Below are 12,500 nucleotides of genomic sequence, written 5' to 3'. Positions count from 1 at the left end.
CTATGCGCCTGCGAGCTGCAAAACGACTGCCTGTTGATTGCGCCAGATTGTGATGGTCTTCATGCTGGTGATCGATTTCGGCAGCTTGGCGATCTCCGCGATCTCCTTGCCGTCGCACTCAATGATGACGTCCCCAACTTGAACGCCGGCTTTGGCGAGGGCGCTGTTGGCCGGCGCGGCGACGACGATCATGCCGGCTTCGCTGGGGAGGCCGAACGCCGATTGATCGCCGAGTCCGATGACGTTTCGAACGGTCAGGTCTTGCCACTTGCTGCGTCGTTGATCCCGTTTCGACTTTTCCTCTTTGCCGCTGGAAAACGAAGGGGTTCGGGCGAGGGCCTTCAACTTAGCGGTGCGAACGCCGAACTGGTTCATCGGGAAGTTCTGGAAGCCGAGCTTCAGGGCCGGCGAGTCGGACTGGACCGTGAAGTCGCCGTGGGCCGGATCGACGAACAGGGCGTTGGCCGAAATGGAGTCGGCGTCTTGTTTCGAGGAGGCCTGCAGCACTTTGGCGGGTTCCGGAGATTTCGCCGCTTCGCTGTGAAGCAGATTGCGATCGATCGAATCGCCCCAAGCGGCCGGCATGCCGATCGGCGCATGTTTTCGGAAGACGATGTTCCGCTCGAAACGATCGTGGCTGTTGGCGTACCAGACGTGCGGGTGAAAGCCATTGCCTACGGCGATGTTGTTTTCAACGGTCCGGCGATACCCTTCGCGATTCTTGATGCCGCCGCTGAGGCAAAGGTTGTTGTAGATGTGGTAATTGCTCGAACCGTCGTCCAGGTCGATGTCCCAGCCATGGTCGCACCGCCAGCGATTGTTGCGGAGGACGATCGGCTCGACGACATCCAAGAGCGGAAGTTCGGGATGGGCGGCGACGCGGGCGTTCACTTCTTTGGCATTGGAAAGCCAAAAACGATCGCGTCCCCACGAGTTGAACGCGCCATGGTCGCCGGTTTCGAGCACCGTGTCGAACACATCGCAGAATTCGACCAGGTGCCCGCCCCAACAGCCGTCGCCGATGTTAATTCCGGCGCGGGGAACGTCGTAGATGCTGCAGTGGCGAACGGTGATCCGCGCGGCCATATCGATGCCGACGCCGGTCGATTGTTTTTCAAATCGTCCGACTTGCGTAATGAGACAATCTTCGACCAGGCAATCGGCCGGATAGTTTTCGGTTTTGGGGCCGGGCGTCAGATCGATTTCGGCGAGCGGCTGGCGTTCTTCGTAGCGGAAGAGCGGGCTGCGGACCGCCGCGGGATCGCCGACGAAGGTGACGCCGCCGGCGCCGGAACGTTCGATCCGACAGTTCTGGACGGTTACGCGGCGGTTGTAGTTGTTGACGAAGATGGCGTTGCCGCCGACCTGGTCGAAGTCGCAATCGTCGACCTGGCAGTCTTCGGTTCCGTCGAGCAACAGGGCGCCGCCGCGATAGATGGTCCAGTCGGTACGGAGCAGCGGCTCGCGGGTCTCCATGAAGGTGCGAGCCGTCTGCGTGAAAGTTAGTCCGCGGAACGTGATCCACTCGACCGGCGTAGCGAGGCTGCCGCGAAGTTCGATCAAACTGCGGAGCGAAACGGCTTGCACGACGGCTGTGGAGAGATCGACGCCTTGAGGCGGATAGACGTAAAGCGTACGCGTTTTCTTATCGGCGAACCATTCGCCGGGGGCGTCGAGTTCTTCGAAGATGTTCTCGATAAAGCGAAACTGCTTGTGCGGATCGCCGGGGCGGTTGCCTTGCCAGCCTCCCTCAAGCTCAAGCGTGCCGTCTCCCTTCTTTCCTTTGATCCAATAGCTGAAGCCGCCCCATTTGCCGGGGTGCATCGCGTGAAAGATCCCGGTCGTCGGATCGGACCAGTGAGCGATCCGCTGCGGATCGATCGCGTCGGCGGCGTAGCCGTTGAAGATCGAAACGTGGGGATCAAAATTGGGATAACGGGCCAGCGTAAGCCGCTCGCCGTTGAGGAAGAGCTGATCAACCGTGACGCCTTCCGGTAGCGCCGCGGAGAAAATGCCGTTGCGATATGCCTGCCAAGTGAGCTGCAGCGTTTGCCCGCCGCTAAGGACGACCTCTTCTCCGGCTGCCGCTTGCCAGAGGATCGGATGATTCTTCGTACCGTTGTCCTCCGGCGTAAAGATCAGCGGCTTGGCCAGTTCATAGCGGCCGCCGCGAATGGTGACCGTCACTGCCTGATCGGTTTTTAATTTGCGAACGGCAGTTTGCGCGGCCGCGAGCGTTCGCAGCGGTTTCTCTTTCGTGCCGGGCTGCGCATCGTCGCCGCTTGGGCTGACGAACAGCTCTGCAGCGAGGCATTGCGTAGAAGCGATCGACAGCAGGAACAGGGAGAGAACGAAAGAGGGAAGCGAGCGCATAGCGATGTCTTCGGAAATTCAGGCGGGATGGAACGCAGGCGCCAGGCAGGCGGTTTTACGCTTTCGAAAGCTGCCGGAGTTGGAAGCCCCAGCCTATTTGCGAGGAGCTGTAGTGGGAAGTTGTAAGCTTAATGCCTGCAAAATGCGAATTTGTATCGCGCGAACAAATGCGCAGACCGGGCAACGGTGGTTCGCCGCGAGGGGCGAAAACGCCCGTAATCGGCGGAAAATCAACGGCGGGTCCGCCGCCCCGCGGATTCGCGCAAGAGCAGCGAAGTCGTCATTTTCTAGGAGCCGTCTACAATCCGCGATGACGTCGAGAATCGACGGATGGAAAAGTTCGTGGAGGACGAAAAGCGATGGTGACGATAATCGCGCGCGTGTTTTTGGCGCTCGTGGGCTGCCTCTACGTGGGACTGGGAATCTGGTGCGCTGTTGCGCCGCAGAAGACGTCCGCGGTCGTCGGCTTCACGCTGCAGCCGGGCTCTGGACAGTCGGAATTCTTGACGGTCTACGGTGGGCTAGAGGTGGGGCTGGGCCTGTTGTTCCTGTGGCCCCTTTATCGGAGCGGGGACTTTGAATTCCCGCTGGCGGCGTGCTTGATGGTGCACGCGTGTCTGGTCCTGTTTCGGACGATTGGGTTTTTTTCGTTCAGTGGTATGTCGTCGACGACTTATAACGTCGCCGCGGCGGAGTGGGTGATTTTTCTGACCTCCGCCGTGTTGTTCTTTTGGAAGCGTTAGCCAACTCAACGATTGCGGCCGTATTTCCCTCGCTTGCGCTTCGGGCTACTAATGAACTTTAGCCGCGGGGGAACTTCAGCAGCACCGGGCCGTCGTCTTCCACTTCGGCTTCTGGTTGTTCGCGGTAGAGCCAGGTTTGTGCGATCGCGACGTCGTCGAGCGGCAGCTCTTCTTCGCGGAGCGATTGCAGGTTCGGAGCTCCGCGGCCGGCGATCAGGACGGTGTCTCCGGTTTGGGCTTCGCTGAGCGCCCATTCGATGGCGGCAGTGCGATCGGGCATGACGTGGGCCTTGGCCGGACGTTCGTAACCGTCGAGGACGTCGTGAATCACTTCGAGCGAACCGCGACCGCTAATCGCCGAGCTAGTGATCAGCGAGAGATCGGCGCCTCGCTCAGCGACGCGTCCCAGCAGCGGGCGTTTGCTCATATCGTCATGACCATCGCTGCCGAAAACGCAGATCACGCGGCCGTGCGTTACGCGGCGGAGCGACTTCAGCGCCATCGCCAGCGCGTCCGGTGTGTCGGCCTGATCGACGAAGACGCCGAACGGCTGACCACATTCGATTCGCTGCATCCGGCCTGGGATCGATTCGACTCGTTCCAGGCCGCGAACGACCGTCTTCAGGTCGACGCCATAGACCAGCCCGACCGCCGCAGCGACCAGACAGTTGTAGACGTGATGATCGCCGATCATCCGGGTGCAGACCGGAACGGTTTCGTCGCCGGCCGACAGCAGGAAGGTTTGTTCGCTCTTATGACGTTCGACGACGCTGGCGGTGATTTCGGCGGCGCCATGCAGCGCGACCGACAGAGCCGGCGTATCGATTTGCGAAAGCAGTTTCGAGCAAGCTGCGTCGTCCGCATTGACCACGGCGAAACCGGTCTCACGCAGACGGCCGAGAATCTTTTTCTTGGCGCGGTGATAGTTGGCGACAGAACCGTGGACGTCGAGATGATCGTTGCGCAAGTTGGTAATCGCAACGGCGTCGAGTTCGATCCCGTCGAGACGATCGCGCGACAACGCTTCGCTGGAAGCTTCGATCACGGCGTGGGTGCAGCCGTTGTATTCCATGCGGGAAAGGAGGTCGGCCAGAATGGCGGCGCTCGGAGTGTCGCAGTCCCACGGTTGGCGATCGTAGCCGTTGTCGTAACCGAGCGACGACGACATGCCGACGGTGGCGCCGGCCGTTTCCATGATCGATTGAATGAGTCGGCAGACGGTCGTTTTGCCGTTGGTGCCGGTGACGCCGATGACCCGCATCCGTTTCGACGGGTCGCCAGCCAAGGCCTGGCAGATTTTGGCGTAGGCGGAGTGGCTGTTTTCGACGATGCAGACCGGGACGTTGGTCGGCAAGGCTCGTTCCGAGAGAATTGCTGAGGCTCCATTGGCGATCGCCTCTTCGACGTAATCGTGCCCATCCTCGTGGGCGCCGACCATCGCGACGAAGAGTTCGTCGGGGAGGCAAAGCTTGGAATTCGCCGCACAAGAGCGGACGACGATGTCCTCGGCGCCAAGAATTTTGGCGTCAGGCAACAACCGGCGAAGCGATACCGCGGACGTAGGCTGCGTGGACAAAGTCATTCTCGGCCTCCTTGCCTTCTGCGACTTTGATCGAATGGGACGTGCTATCGGAATCCGTTCCAACAGAAACTACGTCGCCGCGGCCGAGATGTTCTGAGAAGCGAATCATTTCGCAAATCAGTTTGCGGCCGTTTCGATTTCCCAAGAATGTTTCCCAAAACGGCTAAAGAGTCAACCCGGCTTTGCCGGCAAACATTTTGCTAGCGGACTCGCCTTGGAGGAACGGGGGTTGTCGCATAGATTGGAGGGACGCCCCCAAACTACGTTCTGGGTTCCGTTAGATGGCCAATCAGGATTTCGACATCGATCAACTTGCCGCGTACCTTCACCTGACGCCGCAGCAAGTGGAAAAACTCGCCAACCGCGGGACCGTTCCCGGCCGGAAGGTTGGCGGTTTGTGGCGTTTTAGCAAAGGGGACATCCACCACTGGCTGGAAGACCGGATTGGGCTCTCGGACGAAGCGGAGCTGCTGCAGGTCGAAAACGTCCTCGATCGGAGCGGCCCGGATAACGACGAAGCGGTCTCGATCGCCGGAATGTTGCGTCCCGAAACGATCAAAACGCCGCTCTTGGGGAAGTCGCCGCGAAAAATTATTGTCGAACTTTGCGACCTGGCGGCGGAAGCAGGCCTGTTGTGGGATCCGGCGAAAATGGCCGACGCGGTTCTCGCTCGCGAAAATATGCATACGACGGCGCTCGATAACGGCGTCGCGCTGCTTCACCCGCGACGTCCCTTGCCGGACATTATCAGCGAAGGTTTCCTTTGCTTGGGACGGACCTATCAAGGCGTTCCGTTTGGTGGAAGCCGCGGCATTTTGACTGACGTCTTCTTTTTGATCGCGTCGGTGGATGATCGGAGCCATTTGCGGACGCTCGCTCGCTTGAGCCGCATCATCAGCGATTCCGCCTTCTACACGAAGCTGCGCGACGCGGCCGATCCGATCGCGACGATCGAGATGATCGCCGAGTTCGAAGAAGATCTGTAAGGGCGAACCTCATGCAGCGGTCGGTGTTGGTCGTCGGTGACGCGGAAGCGAAAGAATTTGCCGATGCCGTGACCACCTTGCGCGAACTGGGGGAGTGCACCTTTGCCTCGGCAGACCAACTGGCGGGGGCGATCCCTGGCGAGCCGCCTGTGTGGATCGTGCTGCTGCAAAGCCGGATCGGGGAGTTCACCGCCAAGCAGGTCGCGGCGGTTCGACGTCGCTACCCGCTAGCCACGGTCGTGGCGATCAGCGGATTCTGGACCGCCGGCGAGCTGCGAACCGGTCAGCCCCTCTCCGGCGTGATGACCATTCCCTGGAACGTGGCCAGCCGACGTTTGCGGGCCCTCCTCTCTTCGCCGGGTGAACTTCCTCCCCTGACCGCTTCACCGGAAGAGGCGATTGTGCGGGATTTGGAGAAGCTGGAGAGCCTGTCGGGACTGGTCGTGATCGCGACGAATCGCCAGAGCGACTTTCAGTATTGGGCCGATGCGGTGCGAAGCCTCGGGATGTCGGCCGTTTGGCGGGCGCCAGGCGAGCACATCCGGGCGGCGGAGATCGCGGCCGTCATCTATTTGCCGACCGATTGGGGATCGCCAGCGACGGCCGATGCGTCCCGGTTTCTGGCCGATCATCCGGCCGAGAGCCGGATCCTGGGAATCGGACTTCCCCGCTGGGAGGACCAGCAATTGGCCGACCAAGTCGGTTTTACGGCGATTCTGGGGCGCCCGTTCCGTTTGCGCGACCTTCAGCTGGCGATTTCGGCGGCCGCCGAGACGGGGAATACCGCATCTTAGCGGGTTTCGCCTCTCGCCGTTTTCCCCCGGGAAGAGTACGATAAAGGTTTTCCGCGCGCCCCTTCCTCTTCGCTAGAGGGAGTGCAGAAAATTACGGGCAAAGCGTGGGTGGCACTGCTGGCTTGTCCAGCAGTGGAGAGCGGGTACAAGGTTCACACTGCTGGACAAGCCAGCAGTGGCACCCGTTGATGGCGCCGAATCAATAAGCCAACCAAAAGTTACCGATGACGCAACTACCGATCCTCAATCAATCCGCTTCGCCTGCTACCTCGTGCAAATCGTCCGGCGAGGCGAAAGGCTCCTACTCGTTCATCAGCCTCGGCTGTCCGAAGAACACGGTCGACAGCGAGCGGATGCTGGGACTGTTGCAGATTGACGGCTACTCGCTGGTGCCGGAACCGGTCGGCGCCGACTTTGTGGTGGTCAACACGTGCGGGTTCATCGAAGCGGCCCGCAATGAATCGTTCGCGGCGATTCATGAAATGCTGGAGCTAAAGCGTCAGGGGAAGATCCGCGGCGTGATCGTCTCGGGCTGTCTTGCTGAGCGTCAAAAAGAACAACTGCTGATCGACTGCCCCGAAATCGACCAGGTGGTCGGCGTCTTTGGGCGGGACGAAATCACCAAGGTGGCCGATCGGTTGGTCGGGAACCTGGACGAGCAGCGCGAAATCTTCCGCCCTGCCCCGGTTCGCGCGCTGGAAGATCGTCACCGTCTCCGCATCACGCCGAAGCACTTCGCCTATCTGAAGATTTCGGAAGGTTGCGATCGACTTTGCACGTTCTGCGCAATTCCGAAGATGCGCGGCAAGCATGCGACCAAGCCGATGGAAGAAGTGATCCGCGAAGCGGAAGAGCTGGCGGCCGACGGCGTTCGTGAGCTGATCGTCGTCGCCCAGGACACCACCTACTACGGTATGGACCTGTATGGCGAACCCCGTCTGGCGCAGTTGCTGAAGCAACTGAACGACGTGAAGGGGTTCGATTGGATCCGCTTGATGTACTTCTATCCGATGTACATCGACGAGTACCTGATGAAGACGATCGCCGACGCCGACAAAATTGTCCCGTACGTCGACATGCCGCTGCAGCATATTAATGACAACATGCTCCGCCGGATGGCCCGCCGCGTGACCCGCAGTTCGACCGAAGAGTCGATCGGGATGATGCGCGATCTGGTGCCGGATCTGGCGATTCGGACCACCTTCATCACTGGATTCCCCGGCGAAACGGACGAACAATTTGATGAACTGGCCGAGTTCGTCGCCGAGCAGAAGTTTGAACGGGTCGGCGTCTTCACCTATTCGCGGGAAGAAGACACCCCGGCGGTCAAGCTGCCTGACGCGATTCCGGAAGAAGTCGCCGCCGAGCGTCGCGACCGCTTGATGGAAGTGCAGCAGGACGTGGTCTTCGACCGGAACGATTCGCTGGTCGGAACCAAGATGGATGTGATCATCGATCAGCAGGTTCCGGGACAAGCGACCGCGTGGATTGGGCGAACCAAGCATGACGCGCCGGACGTCGACTGCGTCGTCTTCGTCTCGGGCGAAGGACTGGCGGCCGGTCAGATCGTGACGACCGAAATCGTCGCGACGCACGAATACGACTTGATTGGCGCGGCGGTTGATACGCCTCGCTAATTGAGCGACGATAGTTACGCTTCTCGCGGCCGAACTCTCCATCCTGACGAAAGCGACATGACTACTGCAGACGCCAAACCGACGGCCTCGACGAAAATCGTCAACGTGCCGAACGTGATCACCATGATCCGGTTCGTTTTGTCGATCGCCGTTTTCGTGTTGTTGTCGCTAGAGCAGTTCATCGCGGCGAACGTCGTCTTTATTCTGGCCGCATCGACCGACTGGATGGACGGCTACTGGGCTCGCAAATACAACGAGGTGACCCAGGTCGGCCGCGTCTTTGATCCGTTCGTCGACAAGATCATCATCTGCGGCACGTTCATCTACCTGGCCACTTTGTCTGGATCAGAGATCGCCGCTTGGATGGCTGTCGTGGTGGTCGGACGCGAGATGCTGGTCACCGTCCTCCGCAGCTTTATCGAAGGACATGGGGGCGATTTCTCGGCCAACATGCCCGGCAAGATCAAGATGGTGCTGCAATGCGTCGCCGCGGTCGCATCGATGACCCTTTTGGCGTATCTTCAAGTTGCGGCGGATGGGCCTTACGCCGCCGCGCTGCAATGGACGACGATTATTTCCGCTTGGGCGGCGGTCGCGTCGACGGTCCATTCTGGGGTTATTTACATCTTCGCTGCAGCGCGGATGATTCGCGATCAGGCGATTAGCACGTGAGTCTCGCATGGGACAGATAATTTTCGGGTTGGGGGCGCTCGCCCTGATGCTAGTGCTCCTGACGGTCTGCGTCACCGGCTGGACCTGGGCGTTCTTTCGTCTGTCGAGCGGTCAGCCGATCCTGAAGCAAGAGTCGGGAGAGACGATCAGCTGGGGCTTGGTCGATCTGTTTGCGACGGTGGTGATCGTCGGCATTCTGCTGATGACGTTTCAGGGATTCGCCTTGGCCGCGACCGGCGCCAAGTTTCCGATCGATACCGATCTGCTGACGGCCAACCAACAAGCGGCGATGATCATGGCGTTCGCCGGCGCTGAGCTATTGACCGTGTTGGCGGTCTCGGGACTGATCTTCTTGCGCGGCTATGGGCTGCAGTTCTTTGGCGAACGGGGCGAACGCTTTATCGGCGACTTGGCGCTCGGCTTCGGCGCGTTTGGGATGCTGGTCGTGCCGACGTTGATCCTGCAGGCGATACTCGCCTATTTGCGACCTTACGAACATCCGCTCATCGACATGCTGATTAAAGATAAGAGCGTCCCGATGGCCTTCGCGTCGGTGACCGCCGCGGTGATCGCCGCGCCGCTGTTTGAAGAGTTTGCGTTTCGCGGGCTCTTCCAGGGTTGGCTGCAAGATGTGGTCGACGGGCGTTTGAAGATCGCCAACGTCTTCCTGGGACGTTTTCGCTTTTTGAACGCTGCGACCGATTCGGCGGAAGAATTCGCTGCGCCGCTGCAGGAGACGGACGAAGCGATCGTCGCAGCCGTGCCCGTTTCGTCGATGGGGAATCCCTACTCGTCGCCGCCGTCGTTTGAGATGACGAGCGAAGTCGCAACGACGGAAGAGAACATCGAGCGAACCATGCTGCAGATGTTCGGGCCGATCCTGATGAGCGCATCCCTGTTTGCGCTGATGCACCTGGGACAAGGGCTCGCGCCGATTCCCCTCTTCTTTCTCGCGCTCGGTCTAGGGTATCTCTATCAACGGACGCGGAGGCTCACTCCGTGCGTTGTCGTTCACTTTCTGTTGAACGGTCAGTCGATGGCGCTGCTCTTGATTCAGGTCTTCGTCATCGGGGATGACGCAGGGGTCCTGGTCGCCAAGTAACGCCAATCATGTTGGCGCCATGCTCTTCTCGCGAAGACGCGAGAAGAGCATGGCGCCGGTCAATCAACGTTCGACTAGTTGTCTGCTGAGCCCGCGCCTTAACTCGCGCGGTAAGTAATCGCGCTCGACCAGTTCGGGGTCATGCTGCGTCCAGGTCTCGCGACGCTGGGTAGAGCGGACCTCGCGGAGCACGTCGCCATCGCGCCAACTTGTGACGTATCCGCCCCGTTTCCAATCGCGTGTCGGAACTTGGGCAGGCGTTTTGAGAAGACGCCAGGCGACGACGTCGAAGCGAGCGTTCTTCGACGACCATTCGTAGAAAATCACCTGATCGAACACGAGCCTTCCCTGCACGTCGTAATAGTGATTGATCTCGACCAGGTCGACTCGATCAGTCACCGCAGGATCTCTCGGCTGTGCCGATACGGCGGCCATCATGGCCGCGAACGCGAATGCAACGCCATTCATCGCCGACCTCCTTGCCGGAAGCACTTGAACTGGCAGCAAAATCACAGTAGGGCGTATCTAATCCGAATTTCGTCATGCAGCAACGCCGAACTATCAAGAATTATGAAGTTTGGCGTAATTCCGCACGAATTCGGCGTAAAACGACGGCAGTGCTAGCTGGCGAGCGTCGCTTCGCGGAGATGTTCCCAGGTGAAGAGACCGGTGTCGTGGCCGTCGGTCCAGCGGATTCGCAGGGCGTAACCGCCGACCAGTTCCATCGACTCGATGCTGACGTCGCGGGGGACGTCGTCGGGGTTCAAGAGACGCTCGCCGGTATGCTCGCTGATGCAGCGAGCGCAGCGGCAGCTGCATCGCAGCGACCAGAAGTCGACCGAGCTATCCATACCGTCCGACCACTTGATCTTCAAAGTGTGATTAGGTCGGTCGGCTTGGATATCAGCTGGCGTCATAGTAATGGTATTATCGCCTTCGGATCTTGGCGGAGAAGTCAGGATCGTACTCGTATTTGGCCGCCAGCTCGTTGATGAGCGAGCGCTTCTTCAGCTCTTCAAATGGCACGCTCTGATCTAGCAAGCCTAGTTCGTAGGCGTACTCATCGCTATAGCCGGTGAAGAGGACCTTGTAGTTGTAGCGAACTTTGTCGGGCGCCAGGTCGTTGACGTGCCGCACGATATTGGTGGTGCAGTTGTTGGTGACCGTGTTGTAAAACTCGGGTTTCACCGCCAATTTGTTGGCTCGTTCCAATACGTCGAGCAACAACTCTTGCGACTGCTGAGGCGTCGCCATCGTCCGATAGAGATAGACGTCGCTTTTGTATTGGTTGGAACTGAGATTAATGATATCGCGTTCGTCGCCGATGACGTACATCAGCTCGTACTGGTTGAAGAATCCTTTCCAGGCCGAGTATTCTTCATCCGCTTCTTTTCGAATCTCGACGGACGAGACAATTTGGTCGCCGTCGGCCAAGCCAAAGCTGAGCATCGTGTGTGCGACTGACGGCGTGTCGTTGAACGGCGCTACGAGAAAGTCGACCGTCTGGATGTCGCTCAGATTGAATTGCTTGTCGTAATACTGAACGACGTAGTTGTCGGACGACGTGTAACGACAATTTCGCACGTTGTGGATGGTGATTTGGCCGGCCACGTTGTCGTACGTCGGCAACCGCGTCTGATCCGGCGCCCAGTTGCGACCGTTGTTGGGAGTGAGCGAAGCGCAGCCCGAAAAGAGGAGCGCAACGGCTCCCACCACCAAAATGCAGAGCATTTTGGATGAAAAAATAGAGAGCGGACTTCCGCGGTAAATCGGCGTCACGGCAAAGGCTTGCGGGCTCAAGTGCTTAATTCGCCGCGGGTTATAGCAACCGATCCACGGCCGCTGCAACATCGATTTTTCCTGCCCACGGCCCATTGGGAGAGTTGAACCATCTTACCCAGGCCGCAAAAATGCTCGTTCTTCGAACGGAGTCCTACCACCCATTCCCCCCGAAAGAAAATGACGGAACTGAAGAAAGCTCTCTCCCTGACCCTGCTCTTGACCCTCGCTGCGACCCTGGTTGCCGATGACGCTAGCGTCAAACCGGAAGCCAAAGAAGAAAAGGCCGACGCCGAGGTGAAGGACGAGTTCCTCCACAATCACCCGACTCTGGTGAAGATGTGGAATCACTCGAACGTCGTTCGCGGCCAGTATGGCCTGGCGTCGCAAAAACTGAACCCGGAACTGACCAAAGCCGCTCAGGATCATGCCTGGTACATGGCGAAGACAGGTCAGTTCAGCCACTCGGTGAACGGCGGATTCGTCGCTCGCGCTCGTCGCCACCACTACAAAGGTAGCCCCTCTGGCGAGATCATCCTCTGGAATGCGAAGTCGATCGACTCGTGCTTCCAAGGTTGGCTCAACAGCCCCGGCCATCGCGCCATTCTGCTCGGCGGCGCTCGTGAAGTCGGTTACGGCTACGCGGTCGCTCGCGATGGTTCGACCTATTGGGTCGGCGTCTACGGCAACTAGGAAATAGTGCGGCGCATGGTTAGCCCAGATAGCTCCGCTATCTGGGCGGCGTAGCCGCCAGAAGCATCAGGTCCCAGCGCGTGGCGCTGGGACCTTTTCTATTTCGAACGAGTGTGGCGATCGCCGGTTTTCTATTCGG

At 59.4% G+C, this 12,500-nt stretch carries 12 protein-coding genes; 7 read left to right on the top strand and 5 right to left on the bottom strand.

Annotated features, from left to right (window positions below; all coding sequences use genetic code 11):
* On the bottom strand, window positions 1-2,373 hold the full coding sequence (locus LOC68_RS03140; protein WP_230215691.1) for a right-handed parallel beta-helix repeat-containing protein: 2,373 nt from the start codon (window positions 2,371-2,373) through the stop codon (window positions 1-3).
* A 359-nt stretch (window positions 2,374-2,732) separates the two neighbouring features.
* Here LOC68_RS03140 and LOC68_RS03135 point away from each other — a divergent pair, with 359 nt between their 5' ends.
* Window positions 2,733-3,116, top strand: coding sequence for a DUF4345 family protein (locus tag LOC68_RS03135; RefSeq protein ID WP_230215689.1), 384 nt, complete (start codon window positions 2,733-2,735; stop codon window positions 3,114-3,116).
* 58 nt (window positions 3,117-3,174) lie between these two features.
* Here the strand turns inward: LOC68_RS03135 and LOC68_RS03130 are convergent, their stop codons facing one another.
* A complete protein-coding gene (locus LOC68_RS03130; protein ID WP_230215687.1) occupies window positions 3,175-4,698 on the bottom strand; it encodes a UDP-N-acetylmuramoyl-L-alanyl-D-glutamate--2,6-diaminopimelate ligase in 1,524 nt (507 codons plus the stop codon).
* Between the two features lie 281 nt (window positions 4,699-4,979).
* On the opposite strand from LOC68_RS03130, the gene LOC68_RS03125 reads away from it, so the two are divergent.
* The 5 genes from LOC68_RS03125 (at window position 4,980) to LOC68_RS03105 (ending at window position 9,889) form a co-directional block, all read left to right on the top strand.
* Window positions 4,980-5,684, top strand: coding sequence for a PTS sugar transporter subunit IIA (locus tag LOC68_RS03125; protein WP_230215685.1), 705 nt, complete (start codon window positions 4,980-4,982; stop codon window positions 5,682-5,684).
* An 11-nt stretch (window positions 5,685-5,695) separates the two neighbouring features.
* On the top strand, window positions 5,696-6,478 hold the full coding sequence (locus LOC68_RS03120; protein WP_230215683.1) for a hypothetical protein: 783 nt from the start codon (window positions 5,696-5,698) through the stop codon (window positions 6,476-6,478).
* A gap of 224 nt (window positions 6,479-6,702) precedes the next feature.
* Complete coding sequence (gene rimO / locus LOC68_RS03115; RefSeq protein WP_230215681.1) at window positions 6,703-8,115, top strand: 30S ribosomal protein S12 methylthiotransferase RimO; 1,413 nt, start codon at window positions 6,703-6,705, stop codon at window positions 8,113-8,115.
* Window positions 8,116-8,172: 57 nt separating this feature from the next.
* Entirely contained in the window at window positions 8,173-8,787 is a 615-nt protein-coding gene (gene pgsA / locus LOC68_RS03110; protein ID WP_230215679.1) for a CDP-diacylglycerol--glycerol-3-phosphate 3-phosphatidyltransferase, read from the top strand.
* Between the two features lie 7 nt (window positions 8,788-8,794).
* Window positions 8,795-9,889, top strand: coding sequence for a CPBP family intramembrane glutamic endopeptidase (locus LOC68_RS03105; protein WP_230215677.1), 1,095 nt, complete (start codon window positions 8,795-8,797; stop codon window positions 9,887-9,889).
* 63 nt (window positions 9,890-9,952) lie between these two features.
* Here the strand turns inward: LOC68_RS03105 and LOC68_RS03100 are convergent, their stop codons facing one another.
* From LOC68_RS03100 to LOC68_RS03090, 3 genes are all read right to left on the bottom strand, one after another.
* Window positions 9,953-10,357 (bottom strand): hypothetical protein, encoded by a 405-nt coding sequence (locus LOC68_RS03100; protein ID WP_230215676.1) that lies wholly within the window; start codon window positions 10,355-10,357, stop codon window positions 9,953-9,955.
* Window positions 10,358-10,509: 152 nt separating this feature from the next.
* Window positions 10,510-10,806 (bottom strand): DUF971 domain-containing protein, encoded by a 297-nt coding sequence (locus LOC68_RS03095; RefSeq protein WP_230215674.1) that lies wholly within the window; start codon window positions 10,804-10,806, stop codon window positions 10,510-10,512.
* Window positions 10,807-10,816: 10 nt separating this feature from the next.
* Window positions 10,817-11,740: an Lnb N-terminal periplasmic domain-containing protein gene (locus tag LOC68_RS03090; RefSeq protein ID WP_230215672.1), complete on the bottom strand. Its 924-nt coding sequence runs from the start codon at window positions 11,738-11,740 to the stop codon at window positions 10,817-10,819.
* 108 nt (window positions 11,741-11,848) lie between these two features.
* On the opposite strand from LOC68_RS03090, the gene LOC68_RS03085 reads away from it, so the two are divergent.
* Window positions 11,849-12,361, top strand: a complete 513-nt coding sequence (locus LOC68_RS03085) for a CAP domain-containing protein (protein WP_230215670.1) — start codon at window positions 11,849-11,851, stop codon at window positions 12,359-12,361.
* Window positions 12,362-12,500 lie beyond the last annotated feature (139 nt).

Source organism: Blastopirellula sediminis (assembly GCF_020966755.1).
GTDB classification, from domain to species: Bacteria; Planctomycetota; Planctomycetia; order Pirellulales; family Pirellulaceae; genus Blastopirellula; species Blastopirellula sediminis.
Note: the sequence above shows the minus strand (reverse complement) of the source record. Positions and strands in the feature narration are given on the sequence as shown.